The 16057-nt window shown below is 64.1% G+C and carries 18 protein-coding genes; 7 read left to right on the top strand and 11 right to left on the bottom strand.

Annotated elements, in window-relative coordinates:
- A partial coding sequence (locus H8A92_RS34745; protein WP_229199850.1) for an SDR family oxidoreductase occupies positions 1-753 on the bottom strand: 753 nt, incomplete at its 3' end.
- A gap of 95 nt (positions 754-848) precedes the next feature.
- Here H8A92_RS34745 and H8A92_RS34750 point away from each other — a divergent pair.
- Positions 849-1277, top strand: a complete 429-nt coding sequence (locus tag H8A92_RS34750; protein ID WP_229199851.1) for a winged helix-turn-helix transcriptional regulator — start codon at positions 849-851, stop codon at positions 1275-1277.
- Between the two features lie 232 nt (positions 1278-1509).
- Here the strand turns inward: H8A92_RS34750 and dksA are convergent, their stop codons facing one another.
- The gene (gene dksA, locus H8A92_RS34755) at positions 1510-1875 is read right to left on the bottom strand and encodes an RNA polymerase-binding protein DksA (RefSeq protein WP_021077973.1); all 366 of its coding nucleotides are present in this window, start codon (positions 1873-1875) and stop codon (positions 1510-1512) included.
- Positions 1876-2085: 210 nt separating this feature from the next.
- Entirely contained in the window at positions 2086-2697 is a 612-nt protein-coding gene (locus H8A92_RS34760; RefSeq protein ID WP_229199852.1) for an NAD(P)-dependent oxidoreductase, read from the bottom strand.
- Positions 2698-2800: 103 nt separating this feature from the next.
- Here H8A92_RS34760 and H8A92_RS34765 point away from each other — a divergent pair, with 103 nt between their 5' ends.
- Positions 2801-3187, top strand: coding sequence for a winged helix-turn-helix transcriptional regulator (locus tag H8A92_RS34765; RefSeq protein ID WP_029085377.1), 387 nt, complete (start codon positions 2801-2803; stop codon positions 3185-3187).
- 43 nt (positions 3188-3230) lie between these two features.
- Here the strand turns inward: H8A92_RS34765 and H8A92_RS34770 are convergent, their stop codons facing one another.
- Positions 3231-3644 carry a flagellar assembly protein FliX gene (locus H8A92_RS34770; RefSeq protein ID WP_229199853.1) on the bottom strand — a complete coding sequence of 138 codons (414 nt, stop codon included), beginning with the start codon at positions 3642-3644 and terminating at the stop codon, positions 3231-3233.
- Between the two features lie 266 nt (positions 3645-3910).
- On the opposite strand from H8A92_RS34770, the gene H8A92_RS34775 reads away from it, so the two are divergent.
- From H8A92_RS34775 to H8A92_RS34790, 4 genes are all read left to right on the top strand, one after another.
- Positions 3911-5035 carry a flagellar basal body P-ring protein FlgI gene (locus H8A92_RS34775; RefSeq protein ID WP_229199854.1) on the top strand — a complete coding sequence of 375 codons (1125 nt, stop codon included), beginning with the start codon at positions 3911-3913 and terminating at the stop codon, positions 5033-5035.
- On the top strand, positions 5035-5391 hold the full coding sequence (gene flgJ, locus H8A92_RS34780) for a flagellar assembly peptidoglycan hydrolase FlgJ (protein WP_420831409.1): 357 nt from the start codon (positions 5035-5037) through the stop codon (positions 5389-5391). Before H8A92_RS34775 ends, flgJ begins: the two co-directional genes overlap by 1 nt.
- Before the next feature lie 22 nt (positions 5392-5413).
- A complete protein-coding gene (locus H8A92_RS34785) occupies positions 5414-5911 on the top strand; it encodes a hypothetical protein (RefSeq protein WP_229199855.1) in 498 nt (165 codons plus the stop codon).
- A 160-nt stretch (positions 5912-6071) separates the two neighbouring features.
- Positions 6072-6458: a hypothetical protein gene (locus H8A92_RS34790; RefSeq protein WP_229199856.1), complete on the top strand. Its 387-nt coding sequence runs from the start codon at positions 6072-6074 to the stop codon at positions 6456-6458.
- Between the two features lie 17 nt (positions 6459-6475).
- Here the strand turns inward: H8A92_RS34790 and H8A92_RS34795 are convergent, their stop codons facing one another.
- The 3 genes from H8A92_RS34795 to H8A92_RS34805 form a co-directional block, all read right to left on the bottom strand.
- Positions 6476-6838 carry a hypothetical protein gene (locus tag H8A92_RS34795; RefSeq protein ID WP_050403499.1) on the bottom strand — a complete coding sequence of 121 codons (363 nt, stop codon included), beginning with the start codon at positions 6836-6838 and terminating at the stop codon, positions 6476-6478.
- Between the two features lie 28 nt (positions 6839-6866).
- A complete protein-coding gene (flaF, locus tag H8A92_RS34800) occupies positions 6867-7232 on the bottom strand; it encodes a flagellar biosynthesis regulator FlaF (RefSeq protein ID WP_229199857.1) in 366 nt (121 codons plus the stop codon).
- 206 nt (positions 7233-7438) lie between these two features.
- Positions 7439-8608 (bottom strand): flagellin N-terminal helical domain-containing protein, encoded by a 1170-nt coding sequence (locus tag H8A92_RS34805; RefSeq protein ID WP_229199858.1) that lies wholly within the window; start codon positions 8606-8608, stop codon positions 7439-7441.
- Between the two features lie 364 nt (positions 8609-8972).
- Between H8A92_RS34805 and flbT the strand changes: the two genes are divergently transcribed.
- The gene (flbT, locus tag H8A92_RS34810) at positions 8973-9404 is read left to right on the top strand and encodes a flagellar biosynthesis repressor FlbT (protein WP_229199859.1); all 432 of its coding nucleotides are present in this window, start codon (positions 8973-8975) and stop codon (positions 9402-9404) included.
- Positions 9405-9537: 133 nt separating this feature from the next.
- Here flbT and H8A92_RS34815 read toward each other — a convergent pair whose 3' ends face one another.
- The 4 genes from H8A92_RS34815 to msrB all read right to left on the bottom strand — a co-directional run bounded on the left by H8A92_RS34815 (position 9538) and on the right by msrB (position 15901).
- Positions 9538-11418 carry a flagellar protein gene (locus tag H8A92_RS34815; protein WP_229199860.1) on the bottom strand — a complete coding sequence of 627 codons (1881 nt, stop codon included), beginning with the start codon at positions 11416-11418 and terminating at the stop codon, positions 9538-9540.
- 7 nt (positions 11419-11425) lie between these two features.
- On the bottom strand, positions 11426-13303 hold the full coding sequence (gene flgK, locus H8A92_RS34820) for a flagellar hook-associated protein FlgK (protein ID WP_229199861.1): 1878 nt from the start codon (positions 13301-13303) through the stop codon (positions 11426-11428).
- 46 nt (positions 13304-13349) lie between these two features.
- Positions 13350-15185, bottom strand: a complete 1836-nt coding sequence (locus H8A92_RS34825; protein WP_229199862.1) for a flagellar hook-basal body complex protein — start codon at positions 15183-15185, stop codon at positions 13350-13352.
- A 215-nt stretch (positions 15186-15400) separates the two neighbouring features.
- The gene (gene msrB, locus H8A92_RS34830) at positions 15401-15901 is read right to left on the bottom strand and encodes a peptide-methionine (R)-S-oxide reductase MsrB (protein WP_229187281.1); all 501 of its coding nucleotides are present in this window, start codon (positions 15899-15901) and stop codon (positions 15401-15403) included.
- Between the last annotated feature and the right edge of the window lie 156 nt (positions 15902-16057).

The following is a 16057-nucleotide window of genomic DNA, read 5'->3' on the forward strand; positions in this document are numbered from 1 at the left end:
GCCGGCGACCGCGAGGAACCGCTCGCCCTTGGCCTTGGGCGACGTCATGGCGCGCAGATGCAGATCGGCGACATCGCGCACGTCGACGAGCCCGAAATGGATCCGGGGCACCGCCGGCATCGCGCCGTCGAGCAGCGCCTTGATGATGCCGATCGACTCCGAGAAATCAGGCCCGAGCGCCGGACCGAACACCGCGGTCGGATTGACCACGGCGAGCTCGAGGCCACTGCCTTCGCGTGCGACGAAGTCCCAGGCGGCGCGCTCGGCCAGTGTCTTGGATTTCGGATAGGCCTGCACGTCGGGCCCATCGAGATTGGACCACACGGTCTCATCGAACGGCCTGGCTTGCGGCGGATGGCCATAGCCGATCGCGGCGAACGACGATGTGATGACGACGCGTTTGACGCCGGCATCGCGCGCCGCGCGCAGCACGCGCAGCGTGCCTTCGCGCGCCGGAACGATCAGCTCATTTTCGTCCTCCGGCACGGGCGCGCCGAGCGGCGAGGCGACATGCAGCACGTAGTCGCACCCTGCGGCCGCCTCGCGCCAGCCGTCGTCGCGCGTGAGATCGGCGGTGACGAAGCCGACCTGGTCGGGGGCAACCGCACCGCCCTCGCGCAGCATCGCGATCACGTCCCTGCTGCGCTCAGGATTGCGCACCGTGGTTCGCACCGCATGCCCGTCGGCGAGCAGTTGCAGAATGGTATGCACGCCGATGAAACCCGAGCCGCCCGTGACCAAAACCGTGCTCATGTCCTCGCCCTCTTGATCGTTCGGCGGGACCGGTCATTGCGCCGCCCACCCTGCACAGCCCGCATCTGGTCACTATCTGACGTCGGACAAGTAGAATGAAATTCGAGACCGGTATGGAAAACAATACCAGCGATCTGTGTGACGGCGGCGAATGCGAGGGCTGCCCGACCGACCCCACCCTGCTGATCGAGTTCAAGCACGCGATCCACGCGCTCGGGGGAAAATGGAAGCTCGAGATCCTGTTCACGCTGATGAATGGCAGCGTCCGGTTCGGCGCACTGCGCCGCGCGCTGGTGCCGATCACCCAGCACGTGCTGACCGCGCAACTGCGCGAGCTCGAGCATGACGGGCTGGTGGCGCGCAAGGTGCTCGCCGAGAAGCCGCTGCAGGTGGAATACGAGCTGACGGATTCGGCCTGGGGCCTGACGCCGGCCTTCCGCGAATTGCTGGCGTGGTCGAAGCTGTTCGGTCCGCGCCGTCACGCGGAGGCCAACCGGACAACACTCGAAGCCGAACCGGGCTGACTGTCGTTCGATGAGAGAGGTTCAGGCCGTCGGTGTTCTGCGCTGCGCGGAACCCGACCGGCTCATTCGTTTGCTGGGACGGGCCAACGCAAAGCTTGCCGGAACGATCCGCACGTCCGTCCGGAAGCGCGTTTCCTGGAAATCAGCCCAGGCTGAGAATGCGTGTCATCATGGCGGCGCGAACCTACAACCGGTGCGCGCCGGAACCAATCAGTGGGGCGATCCGCCGCGACTACTCGTCGCGATAGACCTTCTCGCGCTTCTCGTGGCGTTCCTGCGCCTCCACCGACAGCGTCGCGATCGGGCGGGCTTCGAGCCGCTTCAGCGAGATCGGGTCACCGGTCTCTTCGCAATAGCCGTAGGTGTTGTCTTCGATGCGCTGGAGCGCCGCGTCGATCTTGGAGATCAGCTTGCGCTGACGATCACGGGCACGAAGTTCGATCGCGCGGTCGGTTTCCGAGGAAGCTCGGTCCGCGAGATCGGGATGATTGACGTTCTCTTCCTGCAACGTCTGCAGCGTGACCTTCGATTCGCGGAGGATCTCATCCTTCCAGGCCAGCAGCTTGGCGCGGAAATAGTCGCGCTGCCGCTCATTCATGAAAGGCTCTTTTTCAGTCGGCCGGTAGTTCTTCAGCTTTTCCAAAGGCAGCCATGTCCCTGTCAGGCGGAGGGAACAAACCCCCTCCGCGCGGCGCCTTATATAGCCACGTCATGTGACAGACAATATCTGCCACCGCGAATGGCGGGCTGCCCCCAAGGCCTTGCACAGGCAAACTTATCCGCCCTGCCCGGGGGCCGCCCTGAGGCCTCAATAACCGACCGTAAAGCGCTGGCGGATATGGGCCGGGCGCTCGATTTCGTCGGCGAGTGCAACTGCGAAATCCTCAAACGAGATCGAGCTTTTGCCGTCGGCAGCGGTCAGAAGCTGGTCGGTCCCGAGGCGGAACTTGCCGGTCCGCTCACCCGCCACGAACAGCGCCGAGGGCGACAGGAAGGTCCAGTTCAGGTCCTTCTCCAGCCGCAGCAGGTCGAGGAATTCGGCGCCCTTGGAGGCCTCGGCTTTGTATTGGGATGGAAAATCGGGGGTGGTCACTAGGCGGACGCCGGGCGCCACCTCGAGGCTGCCGGCGCCGCCGACCACCAGATAGCGGCCCACCCCGGACGCCTTGGCCGCGCCGATCAGCTTGGCGGGGTCGCTGACCGAGAAATGGACGGAACTGATCGCGGCGTCGTGGCCGGCCCACAGCGCGGCCAGGGCAGCCTGATCGTTCACGTCGCCCTTCTTGGCGGTGACATTGGCGAGGCTGGCGATCTTCTCCGGGTTGCGGGCGATGGCGGTGACGGCATGGCCGCGGCGGGCGAGTTCCGCGGTGAGGCGCGAACCGGCCTGGCCGGATGCGCCGGCGATGGCGATCTTCATCTCAAGTCTCCGATTGATGGTTTCCAATGGTGACTAGATAGCGAAATGGATGTAAGTGTGAAGAAGGCACTCTTTTCTCACCTGATTACGCCGGAGTAACCCGATGAAAGCCGCGAGCCTGAAGCCGGACGCCTATGCCGCCAATTGCCCGACGCGCCAGATCCTCGACCGGGTCGGCGACAAATGGGCCGTGCTGATCCTGCTGCTGCTGCGCAGCGAGCCGATGCGCTTCAACCAGCTCCGCCGCGCCATCGAAGGCATCTCGCAGAAGATGCTGTCGCAAGTGTTGAAGAGCCTGGAGCGCGACGGGCTGCTGCGACGCCGCGCGATCGCAACCGTTCCGGTCACCGTCGAGTATTCGATCACGCCGCTCGGATCGACGCTCGCCGAAGCGGTCGATCCGCTACGGGATTGGGCCGAACAGAATCTGAAGGAGGTGCTGGCCGCGCAACGCCGCTACGACACACAGCGCAAGGCGCTGGCGGCGTGAATCGCTGGCGGCGTGAGGTAGGGATTGGTCGATCGAGGGGAGCCTAGTATTGCCCGGCCTTGGCGAGTTCGACTTCGACGCGGAGTTCGATCTCGCCGAGCACGGCATCGAGGCCAGGATCGCCGGAGGATTCCTTCAGGCTAGCCGCAGCATCGCGCAGTCGGTTCACCGTCGAGGAATCGAAATTGCCGGACAGCAGTCCGAGCTTGAGCGCGTCGAGCACGTCGAGTGCGCCCTTGCCGCGGGCCACCGACCGCTTGCGGCGTTCGGTCGGGTCTTCGATGCCCTGCAACGCGAGCAGCGCGTCCAGGCTGGCCGCGGCCTTCGGCGCGGAGGTGGAGCGCACCTCCTCCTGCGCGCTCGTCGCATCCGGCAGCGAGAAGCCGCTCGACGAGGTACGCCGCGTGGAACTGGTGGACGTGCCAAGCGTGGTGCCGTTCGGTCCGTAGATGCGCATCGCGATGATCCCGCAGGCCTGAATGCCGCGAGCATCGCCGTTTTATGGTTAACGACACGTAAACGACCCGGCAATTTCTGCCGCCGCACGGCAGTTTCGCGCTCCCTGGCCAACCCAAGCCAAACGGCGGCCAGACAATTTCGATAAATATATCAATACATTGCTCCAGCAAAACGAACTGGCACGCAGCTCGCATGGTTAATGGCGGATCGCCCGTCATGGGAGTGTCGCGCGATCCGCGAGTTCAGTTCGAGGGGAGCATCGGGATGCCCGGCATCCGCATCGCAAGTTTATTCGGAGTGGCCTGCGCCGCGTTGCTGATGCTGGCGGCCTCCGTCATGCCGGCGGCCGCGACGTCGCGGATCAAGGATCTCGCCAATATCGAGGGCGTGCGCCAGAACCAGTTGATCGGTTACGGCCTCGTGGTCGGCCTCAACGGCACCGGCGATACGCTCAACAACATCCCCTTCACCAAGCAATCGCTGCAAGCCATGCTCGAGCGCATGGGCGTCAACATCCGCGGCGCTACCATCCGCACCGGTAACGTCGCCGCCGTGATGGTGACCGGCAATCTGCCGGCATTCGGCACCCAGGGCACGCGCATGGACGTCACCGTCTCCGCGCTCGGCGATGCCAAGAACCTGCAGGGCGGCACCCTGCTCGTCACCCCCCTGCTCGGCGCCGACGGCAATGTCTATGCGGTGGCACAGGGATCGGTAGCGGTCGCCGGCTTCGCGGCCGAAGGCGCCGCCGCCAGCGTCGTGCGCGGCGTGCCGACGGTCGGCCGGATCGCCAACGGCGCCATCATCGAGCGCGAGATCGAGTTCGCGCTCAACCGCCTGCCCAATGTACGGCTCGCGCTGCGCAATGCTGACTTCACGACAGCAAAACGGATCGCCGCCGCGGTCAACGACTATCTCGGCGTCAAGACAGCCGAGCCGATCGATCCCTCTACGGTGCAGCTCTCGGTCCCGTCGGAGTTCAAGGGCAACGTCGTCGCCTTCCTGACTGAGATCGAGCAGTTGCAGGTCGATCCCGACCTCACCGCGAAGATCGTGATCGACGAGCGCTCCGGCATCATCGTGATGGGCCGCGACGTGCGCGTCGCGACCGTCGCGGTGGCACAGGGCAACCTCACCGTCACGATCTCGGAAGCCCCACAGGTCAGTCAGCCCAATCCGCTGTCGCGCGGCCGAACGGTCGTGACACCGCGCACCAGCGTCGGCGTCAGCGAGGACGGCAAGAAATTTGCGCTCGTCAGAAACGGCGTCTCGCTGCAGCAGCTCGTCGACGGCCTCAACGGCCTCGGCATCGGACCGCGCGACCTCATCAGCATCCTGCAGGCGATCAAGGCCGCCGGCGCGATCGAAGCCGACATCGAGGTGATGTGATGGCGAGCCTGATCAACAGCACCACCGGCAGCATGCCTAACAAGGCGCTGATGCCGATGTTCAACGGCCGTCCCGATCCCGTGCTTCAGGATGCGATGAAGAAGGTGACGCCGCAGCAGATCACCAAGGCAAAGGCGACCGCCACCGATTTCGAATCGATGTTCCTGAACTCGATGTTCTCGCAGATGACGACCGGCCTGAAAGGCGAAGGCCCGTACGGCGACACCGTCGGCACCGGCGCGTGGCGCTCGATGCTGACCGACGAATATTCGAAGAACTTCGCCAAATCCGGCGGCGTCGGCATTTCCAACGAAGTGTTCCGCTCGCTGATCCTGCAGCAGGCAAACAAGAGCTAATTCTGTTTCGAGGAGCAGCGCGATGAACCAGCGTCCACAGCACCGTCAAGCCTCCGCCCCCGCCGCGCGGCCCGCGACGTCGACGCCTCCAGACGTCGCGCGCCTCGCCAACGAGTTGACCGAAGTGATGAGCGCGCTGCTTGCCGTCGTCGAGCAGGAAACCGAATTCGTTCGCGCCGGCAAGATCCGCGAGGGCATGCGGCTCGAGGCGCAGAAGTCCGATTTGTCGCGGCGCTACATGCTTGCGGTCGAGCATCTGAAATCGATGCAGAAGATGCTCGCGCAGACCGATCCCGAACTGCTTGCGACACTGCGGCGTCATCATGAGACCTTCCGCGCCATGCTGCAGGTCAACCTGACCGTGCTTGCGACCGCGCACGCCGTCTCTGAAGGCATCGTCCGCGGCGTCAATGCCGAGGTACAGCGGCGCAACATCCCGAACACCTACACCGCGAACGGACAGCGCGCCGCGCCGGGCCCGCGCAACATCACGCCGATCGCCGTCAGCCGCACGCTCTGACGCGCACGCCGACAATTTAGCTCAATTCGACGCTGCCCTGGCAGCGCGGAATTCAGCGTGTTCTCTAAGACCCTGTTGAGAGGTTCCCCGTAGAGTTGCGGATCGTGAGGGGTTGGGATTTGACTCAAGCGAACTAGTGCCTGTGCACTACGAGGCTGTCATGAGTACAGATTTCAACATCAAGCCGGTGGGGGCACCGGTCGCAGCGCCGATGATCACTCCGGTGAGCGATACGGCGCAGAAGGCGGTGAAGACCGAATTGCCCGCGAGCCAGAGCGTCACCGCTCCGGAGCCGAGCGTGCGCGTCACGATCGACCCCAACGCCGTCAATGCATCGATTTCAAATCAGGCGCCGTCGGTCACCGACCAGGTCATCATCGACCGCGATGCGCGTGCCGTGGTCTACCAGGTGGTCGACAATCGCACCAACCTGGTGGTGAGGCAGTTTCCCGAAGAAGCCGTATTGCGCCGCCGCGCCTATTTCCACGCGCTCGATCTCAGCAAGGATGCGCCGCCGCGGGCGCGCGCGACCGACCGCCGCGCGTAACGCAAGCGATCGGCCCCTCACTTCTGTGTGGCATAGGCCTTGTCGAGATAGGTCGATCCGGTGGCCGGATCGGTCACGACATTGGCGATCAACGCCGTCCCCTGTTGCACCAGCGAAAACTTGGTATCGCCGACCCGGAACGAGCCGTCCTTGATCAGGACGTCCTGATACTTGCTGGTGCCGTCGCTCTGATAATGGACCTTGGCGCGGAAGCCATCGACGTTCGACACCGAGATATTGAACGACTTGTTGTTGGCATACTTCCCGCTCCAGCTGCCCTCATAGAGCTTCGGATCGACAGCCACATACGGCGTCTTCGACGGGACCGTCAGGCCCGCGGCCTTGTAGTTGGCGGACAGGATGCTCAACACGTCGGCCATGCCGGGAGCTCCGCAGCGAACCGGTCGATCAGCCGCGGCCCGAAAGGCCGGCAGCGATGTTGCAGTTGATGTCGATCAGCGACTTCAGCTTCGACGGGTCCGGATTCATCTGGATGTCGATGGTCTGTTTCATCACGAACACGCTGATGTTCGCGATGTTCTGACGCACCTCGAGCGGCTGCGGATTGTCGGCGCCCTCTGCCGCGCTGAGGAAGATCGACCACAGGCGGCGATTGAACAGCAATGCGTGATCGAGCGCCTTGTCGAGGCCATTCCAGTTCGCCTGGACTTCCTGCAGCTGCCGCGCGGCCTTCAACAGCGCCTGCGCTTCGATTTCACGGGGGGACGCCGTCGTCGTGGACGTGCGGGCGTAGGCCTGGGCTGCATTCGACATTAATGACCTCGATGGGATGCGGATTTCTCGGGCCGCGGAGACGCAATTCTAGCGCTCGATATTTATGCATCCGGCGCCTTTAAATATGGTTAGCAGGCGTTACGAAATGCGCCGTTCTGACGGCATGCAAAGATACCGTAATATCCCGGAGACAAAGAAAAACGGCGGGGTTTCCCCCGCCGTTATCGAAGTGCTTGTCGGCGCGCTTAGCGGAGCAGCTGCAGCACGCTCTGCTGCGACTGGTTGGCGAGCGCCAGCGCGGACACCGCAATCGACTGGCGGGTCGACAGCGCCTGGCTGTTGGCAGCCTCCTCGTTGGTGTCGGCCAGCGTCAGGTTCGACGAACCGGTCTGCAGGACGTTGATCAGGTTCTTCGAGAAGTCCTGGCGGATCTGCACGATCGACAGGTTCGAACCCAGCGTCGAGGCTTCGCTGCGCAACGAGGAGCTCGCCGTGCCCAGTGCCGTCAGCACCTTGTTCGCCGAGTTGTTGTCGAGGAAGTCGGTGCCGGCCGTCAGCGTGTTCAGGCCGAGGCCGGTGGCGTTGAAGGTGACGCCGCTGATGGCGAGCGTGGACTTGCCCGTCTCGTTGAAGGTCAGCTTGAGGTTGTCGCCGTTCAACAGGTTGATACCGTTGAACGAGGCGTCCTGCGCCGTGGTCGTGATCTGCGCGATGGTGTTGTTGTACTGCGTCACCAAAGCGGCGCGCGCCGACTGCGAGGCCGGATCGGCAACCGGAGCCGTGCCGGCTGCGCTGAACGTCGCAGTGCCGCCGCCGGTGTTGGTGAAGGTCACCGCACCGATCGTCGAGGACGCCGCGTCGTTCGTCGTGGTGATGACGAGCTTGTTGGAGCTGTCGAGGCTCGCCGTCAGGTTGCTGGCCGCGAGCGACGTATTCAGCTGCGCCAGCGAGCTGCTGGCCCCGAAGGTGAAGCTGAAGGCGGGCTGACCGGCCGAGGCCGCGATCGCCAGGACGTCTCCGCTCTTGATCGTGGTGCCGTCGACGAGGTTGGCTGCCGTGCCGCCGAGCGCCGCGGTGGACGTGGCCTGCGATCTGGTGGTGTAGCCGGTCGGGCTCTGCAACACCTGGTTGGCGATCGACTTTGCGGTATCGACCAGCTTCTGCAGCGACGTGATGCCCGTGTTGGCGGACTGCAACACCTGCACACCGTTGCCGATGCCATCGAGCAGGTTGTTGATGTCGCTGGCGCGGTTGTCGAGCGACTGTGCAGTGAAGAAGTTGGTCGGGTTGTCGAGCGCCGTGTTGACCTTCTTGCCGGTGGCAAGACGGTTCTGCGTGGTGGAGAGCAGATCGGCGGTGGACTGGAGGGAGAGGAGGTTCTGACGAACGGAGGAGGAGAGAATGATACCGGACATTTTCATACCTTTCTGGTGTGAAACTGAGGAAAGAACCGCGCCAATCCTTTCTGACCGGGCGGATGGCCGATCCTGCAGGTCGAGCCGCGAAGGAAAAAGAAATCTCCAGCGCGGCATTTGAGACAAATGCAGAAGAATAAAATTGTCGCGGTCAGGCGAAGTTCGCCGCGAAAACTACTGAGACGATTGCCGATTCCGGCCGAATGCCAGCGCGTGGGCACGTCCCCTGTTCACCAAGCATTAACCATCATGGGAAAGGATCGCTGTCGCATCGGCCCCGCGCCGCAACGGCGGCTGCTAAGCAGTGCCGAACGATGTTCCGCTAGCGGCGACATCGCGCGTCTGCCGGCAAAGGAGAACGGTCATGGCCCTGAAGGTCGAACTCAAACCGAACGAGCGCATCATCGTCGGCAATTGCGTGATCACCAACACCGATCAGCGTGCCCGCCTGCTGATCGACGGTGACCGGATCCCGATCCTGCGCGAGAAGGACATCCTGACGCCCGAGACCGCGGATACGCCGGCGAAGCTGATCTATCTCGCTGTGCAGCTGATGTATCTGTCGCCCGACCCGATGGCGCACCACCCGACCTATTTCAGCCTGGTGCGCGACATCATCACCGCGATGCCCAGCGCCTGGCCGTTCATCGAAAGCGTCAACAACTTCATCCTCAACGGCGACCTCTATCACGCCCTGAAGGAATCCAAGAAGCTGATCGCGCACGAGGAGAAGCTGCTGGAAACCGCGCGCGGTCAGCAGGACAGCAATCAGGACGATACCCGCAAGAGCGCGTAGAGCTTCTTGTTCTGACGCGTTTTCCTCACGCGAACCGGCATCCACTTCGCTTGAAAACGCTCAAGCCCTCGCTTGAACGAAAAAGGCCTCCGCGAGGAGGCCTTTTTGCTGGCTGGAGATGGGCGGCGAGCGATCAGCCGACCGGCAAATACTTCAACAGCGTCGTCTGATACAGCATCGACGTGGTCTGGTACGACGCCTGCAGGCTGGTCTGCAGCGCCAGGATCTTGGTCGCGACCTCGTCCTGATTGACGCCCTCGACCGAGTCGAGCATCGTTTCCGCCATTGCCTTGAGCTGGGTCTGGCGATCGGTGGCTGCCTTGGTCGCCGTCTGGGCACCGGCGAATTCAGCCTGCACGTCCTGGATCTGCTGCTGACCGTTCTGCGGGGCGAGGTTGCCGCTTACCCGCTGCGCGAGCGCCGTCACCTGCGCACTCGCATTCGGGTTGGCGGCGTTGGTGGTCACCGCCGCATACACCGCAACATTCTGCAGCAGATAGCGGAACGCCTGCTCGTTGGCGCGCGCGCCATACTGCACGGTGATCGACTGATCGACTTGTGCCACGGCGGTGCCGCGCGCCGATCCCGGGCCATTCTCGCCGGTGTACCAGTACACGGTGTTGGCGGGAGTGCCCGCGACCAGGCTGGTCGCCGTGTCGAACGGCGGTCCTCCGACCCTGAGCGGCGCAGGCGCCGCGGTCGTGTTGTTGGCGATGCCGAGCGCGCCGAGTGCCGCCGTGTTGGAGCTCGAGATCGAGAGGCTTTGTCCATCGGCGCCATGCAGGGTGATCACACCATTGCTGATGGTCGACGGGTTCTTGGTGCCGCTGATCTGGTCGATCTTGGCCATCAGCGTCTGCACGCTGTCGGTGATGTTGACCTGATTGCCGGTCGCGCCCGAGGCGACGACGGTGATCGGGGTCCCGTTGACCGTGATGGTGTCGCCGGCCGCAAAGCTCGTGGATAGCGAGTCGGTGCCCGCTGCGCCCGAGAGGGCGGTGGCGCCGCTGATCGGCGCTGGCGGCGTGTTCTGGTTGTTGACGGCTGCGCCCGAAACGGTTGCGACCGGATTGAAGAAATTGTTGGATGCCGCGACTGCGGAGGCGGCGACCAGCGACGTATCGCTCAACGTCTTGATGGACGAGGTCAGCGTCGACTGAAGGTTGGCCGTCGTCGCCGTGGTGTCGGCACCGATCAGGAACGAACCGGCCGGCGGCGGGTTCGTCGTCGTCGCCGTGAGCTCGACCGCATCGGTGGTGCCGTCGGGCAGCGTGAAGTTGAACTTGATCTTGTCGCCTTCCTTCGGATTGACGGCGCCGAGATCGACCGAGGCCGACTTCGGCGTGCCGGTCGGCTGCGTCACCGTGGCGCCGGTCAGTGACGATTGCACCGACAGCAGCTTCAGGCCGAAAGGCGAGCCGTCCTCCGAAACGCTGGTTACCGTCGTGGTCGCCGGCGGCGACGAGACGCTCAGGCGCCCCATCATGTTGGCGCCCTGATCGGCCTGCTTGCGCTCGTTGATGAGCTGGGTGAGGCCGGCCTGCGTCGCCGTCCCCTTCAACATGGTGTCGGCGGACACCGTGGCCGGCGTATCCATCGCACGGCCGGAGAACAGATAACGGTCGCCCGACTGGCTGTTCAGCATCGCGACCGCATTGGAGAACGCGGCCTGCGCCGTGATCTGGCCCGACGTCTGCCCGCTGTTGTTGAGCGTCAGCGTCGCGGTCGTCGCGGCGTTCTTCACCTGGCTCCCGACGTCGGACAGCCCCTGCAAAGTCAGGTTGGCGACACCGAGGCGCGTGTTGAGGTTGGTGGCCGTATCGGAGAATGCGTTGATGCCGCTGATCTGGGCGCGTAGGCTGAGCGCGAAGCCGCGATCGAGCCCCTGCCCTGCATAGGTCGTCGATACCTTGCCCGTCGCAAGCTGCGTCGTCAGGTCATTGAGCTGACTGCGCAGGTTGAGGATCGTGGTGCCGATATAGGAAGTTCTGCCGCTTACGCCGTCGATCGACATGTTACCCTCACGTGAGCTGCAGCAGCGCGTCGTACATCTGCTTGATCGACGACATCACACGCGCATTGGCGGAGTAGGCGTTCTGCAGCGAAAGCAGATGCGCCATCTCCTCGTCCATGTTGACGCCGGAGGTCGAGTCCATCTTGGTCTGCAGCGTGTTCAGCACGACATCCTGACCGTCAGCCAGTTGCTTGGCCGCCGTCGCCGATTCGCCCTGCTGGCTGATGAACTGCTTGGCAAAGTTCAACAGCGTGCCGGTGAACGGCGCGCCTGACGTGCCGAGGCCGGTCTTCGGCGAATAACTGTACGACGCGTTCGAGAGCTGGTTCAGAATGAGGTTCGCGCGCGTGGTGTCGCCGGCCGGCGTCTGCGGATTGGTCGAGTACACGACCATGCGCGAGGGATCGCCGACCAGCGCGGTGTTGACACTGATGCGTGCAGCGAGGCCGGTCGACTGCGACCCGTTCGCGGTGATCGCACCGGTGTAGAGCCCGCCATTGTCGGTGAACAGCGGAAGCTGCGGATCGCCCGACGTCAGCGACGAAACGGTTGATGTGACCGAAGCCGCGGTGACAGTGGCCTTGTTGGCGGCGCCGTCGTTGAGCACACGCAGCGTCGATCCGGACGGATTGGAGAACTGAAGCCCGGTTCCGCCGAGCGCCCCGTTGAGCTGCGACAGCACCGAGCTCATGCCGCCGGAGAAGTCCACTCCCAACACCTCGTCGTTCGGATCGACGGTTGCGGTATTGCTCAGCGGCAGCACGCTCGGATCGTCGACGCGGACGATCGACAGATTGTGCGTGAGGCCGGTGGTGTTGTCCTTGTAGGAGACATGGATGGTGTTGCCGCTCTGCAGCCCCGAAAGATCGAGGTCGAAGCCGGACTGCGCCCCCGCCGTCGCAGCGGTGCCCGCGGTCGTCTTGTCCGACAGCGCGCTCGACATTGCGGCGGCGAACTGGTCGATCTGCGTCTGGGCCTGCGCCAACGTGTTGTCGCGCAGCTCGAGATAGGCGGCGATCTTGCCTGACCGGATCGAGTTGGTCGACACCATGTCATAAGTGCCGCCATGCGGGAAATTGATGGTGATGGTGCCGACGGTGCTCTTGGTCGGGTCGGTATTGTATTGCGTGTTGGGCGTCATCGTGCCCTGGGCATTGAAGCTGAGCGACGCAGCTTCAGTGCCCACCAGCTGCACACCGGAATTGGTGAACACGGTCACCTGATTCTGGCTGTTGGTGACGGTGCGGATGTCCATCAGCTGCGAAAGCTGCGTGACGTAGCGATCGCGCTGATCGAGCAGCGCCGCGGTCGACGCGTCGGCCGTGCCGCCACTGGCCTGCAGCTGCACATTGAGTCGCGCGATCTGCTGCATCGCATTGTTGGCCGTATTGACGGAGTCGCTGATGCCCGCCTCGGCGTTGGCGCGCAGCGACTGGATTCCCTGCGAGGTCGCGTTGAGCTGCTGCGCCATGGATTGCGCGGCGTTGACGACGCCGATCCGGGCCGACTGCGAGTCCGGGCTGGTCGACAGCCCCTGCACCGCGGTCAGGAACTTGTTGTAGGCGTCCTCGATCGTGCCGGTGGAGTCGGGATTGCCGTAGACGCCCTGCAGATTGGCAAGGAAGCTCGAGCGGACGTCGGCGTAGGACGCGCCGGACGTCTCGGTACGAAGCTGGGTCTGCAGGAATTCGTCGAGCTGGCGGTTGACGCCGGTGATGAGAACGCTCGAGCCGAACTGGCCGGTGGTGCCGGTATCCTGGTTCAGCGTCTTCCTGACGTAGCCGGGCGTCTCCGCGTTGGCGACGTTCGACGACACGAGCGAGAGCGAGGCCTGCGTGGCCCGCAGGCCGGACATCGCGGTGGAAAGGGCTTGGCTCAAACCCATGATGTGTACTCGCCTTTACTGCTTCGCACGTGCATCGTCGCTGCGATCAGCGCACGACGTTCAGGAGATCCTGCACCATCGAATTCGTTGTCGTGATCACCTTGGTGTTGGCCGAATAGGCCTGCTGGGTCACGATCAGCTTGGTGAACTCGTCGGCGATATCGGTGTTCGAGCTCTCGAGCGATGAACCGACGATGGTGCTACCGCCCTTGCCGAACAGCGCGCCACCGGACTCGTCGGTCGCCTCGAACGCGCCACCGTCAATGCGCTTGAGGAAGTTGGTGCCGTTGAATGTCGCTACCGAGATTTCGGCAAGGTCGATGTTGCGGCCGTTGGTGTAGTTGCCGACGATGCGGCCGTTGGTGGAAACGCTGACCGACTGCAGCTGGCCGGCCGGGAAGCCGTCCTGCTGGATCTGGTTGACCTGGACGTTGCCGTTGGCGTCCGCGAACTGGGTCACGCCGCCGGAGCCGAAATTGATCACGGGGCTGCCGAGCGACACGCCGTTGACCACGGCGTTGTTGAGAGCCACCGAGGAGATCGCCGGCGACATCTGGCCGTTCGAGGCGAAGGTGAAGTTGATGTTGGCGTTCTGCCAGGAGACCTGCGTGCCGGTCGCATTGGGGTTGACCTGATAGAACAGGTTCCAGCTATCGGTATGTCCGGAGCCCAGCGAGGAGCTGTCGGTCTTGGCCCAGCGGAATTGCAGGTTCACCGGCGCACCCGACACGTCGTAGGCCGTGACGGCGCCGCCCGAGACGGATTCGTTCAGGAAGGTCGAGTTGTCGTTGCCGACGACCTGGCCGGTGCCGACCGTGCCGCCGCCGCCGCGGGTGGCAACCGCCTGCCCGGTGAAGCCGAGTGCCGCAAGCGCGGTCGAGTTCGAGCTCGTTACCTGCAGGTCCGACGCGGTGCCGGAATGCAGGGTGATCTTGCCGCCGCTGATTGTCGATGGCGTCGCGGTACCGGTGATCGCATCGATCTTGGCCAGCAGCGTTCCGATGCTATCGGTGACGTTAAGCTGGTTGCCGGTCGCGCCCGAGGCCACGAAGGTGATGACGGTGCCGTTGACCGTGATCGTATCGGCCGGCACGACGGGGGGGCCGGCAGAGCCGGCGCTGAAGCTGGCATTGATCGAATCGCTACCCGCAGCGCCCGAAAGCAGGGTCGCGGCCGTATTGGCGACCGACGGCGTCGCCTTGTTGTTTTGCGCGGTGCCGGTGACGGAGGAATCGGTATACGGCGCGGCCGGCGTGCCCAGCACCAGCGGGTTATGTCCGGCGCTGAACGCGCCCGGCCGGATCAGCTCGGAGCCCGGAACCGAGGTGTCGTGCGCAGTGGTCAAGGGATAGGACGCGAGGTTGGCGCGATAGTCGATCTTGGTGGTCTGCTGCGCCGGCAGGAAGTCGTTCTTGAACCGCAGCGTTTGCGGCGACGAGCCCGACGGGTTGCCGGTGGTCGGGTCGATCGGCACACCCTCGAGATAATAGCCGGCGCCGTTGACGAGGTAGCCGTCCTTGTTGAGTTGGAAATCGCCGCGGCGGGTGTAGCGGTCGACGCCGTCGAACACTGGCGAGCCGTCGGTGAAGCCGCCGGGCTTCTGCACCGCGAAGAAACCGTTGCCGTTGATCGCCATGAAGGTCGCGACCGACGCCGACTGCACGTCGCCCTGCACCGAGTTGGTCGAGCGGGACTGCGCCGTGACGCCGCCGGCGAGCTGCGCGGTCAGCGCGGTCTGCGGGACGAGGTCGAGGAAGGAGGTATCAATGCGCTTGAAGGCCGTGGTCTGCGAGTTGGCGATGTTGCCGGAGATGTTTTCCAGCGCGTACGACCCTGCGCGCAAGCCACCGACCGCCGTCGTAAGAGCGCCGAAGATACCCATGACATGTTCTCCAATTCTAATCCGGGCGGCTGGCAATCAGCAGATGGCCGCATCGGAGGAGCATGTCGCAAAGGTCGTGCCAGGAAACGAAACGTAACAAAATCATGCGCTTGAAAAAAAGCCCCGGCCGTTTAACCGGGGCACAATTGCCGGGCAGGCAACAATTGCCGGGAGGGAGCGCAGTTCTGACCGCGCTCCTGCGCTCGAAAACGCGATCAGGTCGCCGACGGCGCGGCCGGGTGAAACACCAGCGCAAAGCCATCCATGCAGTAGCGCAGCCCGGTCGGCTTCGGGCCGTCGTCGAAGACGTGGCCGAGATGGCCGCCGCAGCGGCGGCAATGCACTTCGGTGCGCACCATGCCGAAGGTTCGGTCCGACGTGGTGCCGACCGCATTCTCCAGCGGCTGGTAGAAGCTCGGCCAGCCGGTGCCGCTCTCATACTTGGTCTCGGACGAGAACAGCGGCAGGTCGCAACCGGCGCAGGCGAAGGTGCCCTTGCGGTGCTCCTTGAGCAGCGGGCTCGATCCCGGCCGCTCGGTGCCCTCCTTGCGCAGGATTTCGTATTGCTGCGGCGTCAGCTGCGCGCGCCATTCGGCGTCGGTCTTCTCGATCTCGAACTTCTCGGCAGCCTGCGCCGGCGAGGCGCGCAGCCAGCGGAAGGCGGCGAGGCCGAGCAGGCTGGCGACGGAAGCAAGCAGGATACGGCGATCGATCATCATCATCTCCGATGCGGACGGCCAAATTGGCGATCAGGTTCGTCACAGATACGAACCCCGCCCCGGGACGTTACATCCGTCCGTCCGAGATCCGCTCACTTTCTTGCGAGGGACGAGGATATGGCTCCTCGCCGCCCGTAACCGGCCGGGGAGCGG

The sequence above is a fragment of the Bradyrhizobium acaciae genome (assembly GCF_020889785.1).
GTDB classification, from domain to species: domain Bacteria; phylum Pseudomonadota; class Alphaproteobacteria; order Rhizobiales; family Xanthobacteraceae; genus Bradyrhizobium; species Bradyrhizobium acaciae.

Bases quoted from the DNA above. Each gene is read 5' to 3' on its own strand.
- H8A92_RS34750 (WP_229199851.1), top strand. From the start codon at position 849: ATGAAATTCGAGACCGGTATGGAAAACAATACCAGCGATCTGTGTGAC.
- dksA (WP_021077973.1), bottom strand. From the start codon at position 1,875: ATGAATGAGCGGCAGCGCGACTATTTCCGCGCCAAGCTGCTGGCCTGG.
- H8A92_RS34760 (WP_229199852.1), bottom strand. From the start codon at position 2,697: ATGAAGATCGCCATCGCCGGCGCATCCGGCCAGGCCGGTTCGCGCCTC.
- H8A92_RS34765 (WP_029085377.1), top strand. From the start codon at position 2,801: ATGAAAGCCGCGAGCCTGAAGCCGGACGCCTATGCCGCCAATTGCCCG.
- H8A92_RS34770 (WP_229199853.1), bottom strand. From the start codon at position 3,644: ATGCGCATCTACGGACCGAACGGCACCACGCTTGGCACGTCCACCAGT.
- H8A92_RS34775 (WP_229199854.1), top strand. From the start codon at position 3,911: ATGCCCGGCATCCGCATCGCAAGTTTATTCGGAGTGGCCTGCGCCGCG.
- flgJ (WP_420831409.1), top strand. From the start codon at position 5,035: ATGGCGAGCCTGATCAACAGCACCACCGGCAGCATGCCTAACAAGGCG.
- H8A92_RS34785 (WP_229199855.1), top strand. From the start codon at position 5,414: ATGAACCAGCGTCCACAGCACCGTCAAGCCTCCGCCCCCGCCGCGCGG.
- H8A92_RS34790 (WP_229199856.1), top strand. From the start codon at position 6,072: ATGAGTACAGATTTCAACATCAAGCCGGTGGGGGCACCGGTCGCAGCG.
- H8A92_RS34795 (WP_050403499.1), bottom strand. From the start codon at position 6,838: ATGGCCGACGTGTTGAGCATCCTGTCCGCCAACTACAAGGCCGCGGGC.
- flaF (WP_229199857.1), bottom strand. From the start codon at position 7,232: ATGTCGAATGCAGCCCAGGCCTACGCCCGCACGTCCACGACGACGGCG.
- H8A92_RS34805 (WP_229199858.1), bottom strand. From the start codon at position 8,608: ATGTCCGGTATCATTCTCTCCTCCTCCGTTCGTCAGAACCTCCTCTCC.
- flbT (WP_229199859.1), top strand. From the start codon at position 8,973: ATGGCCCTGAAGGTCGAACTCAAACCGAACGAGCGCATCATCGTCGGC.
- H8A92_RS34815 (WP_229199860.1), bottom strand. From the start codon at position 11,418: ATGTCGATCGACGGCGTAAGCGGCAGAACTTCCTATATCGGCACCACG.
- flgK (WP_229199861.1), bottom strand. From the start codon at position 13,303: ATGGGTTTGAGCCAAGCCCTTTCCACCGCGATGTCCGGCCTGCGGGCC.
- H8A92_RS34825 (WP_229199862.1), bottom strand. From the start codon at position 15,185: ATGGGTATCTTCGGCGCTCTTACGACGGCGGTCGGTGGCTTGCGCGCA.
- msrB (WP_229187281.1), bottom strand. From the start codon at position 15,901: ATGATCGATCGCCGTATCCTGCTTGCTTCCGTCGCCAGCCTGCTCGGC.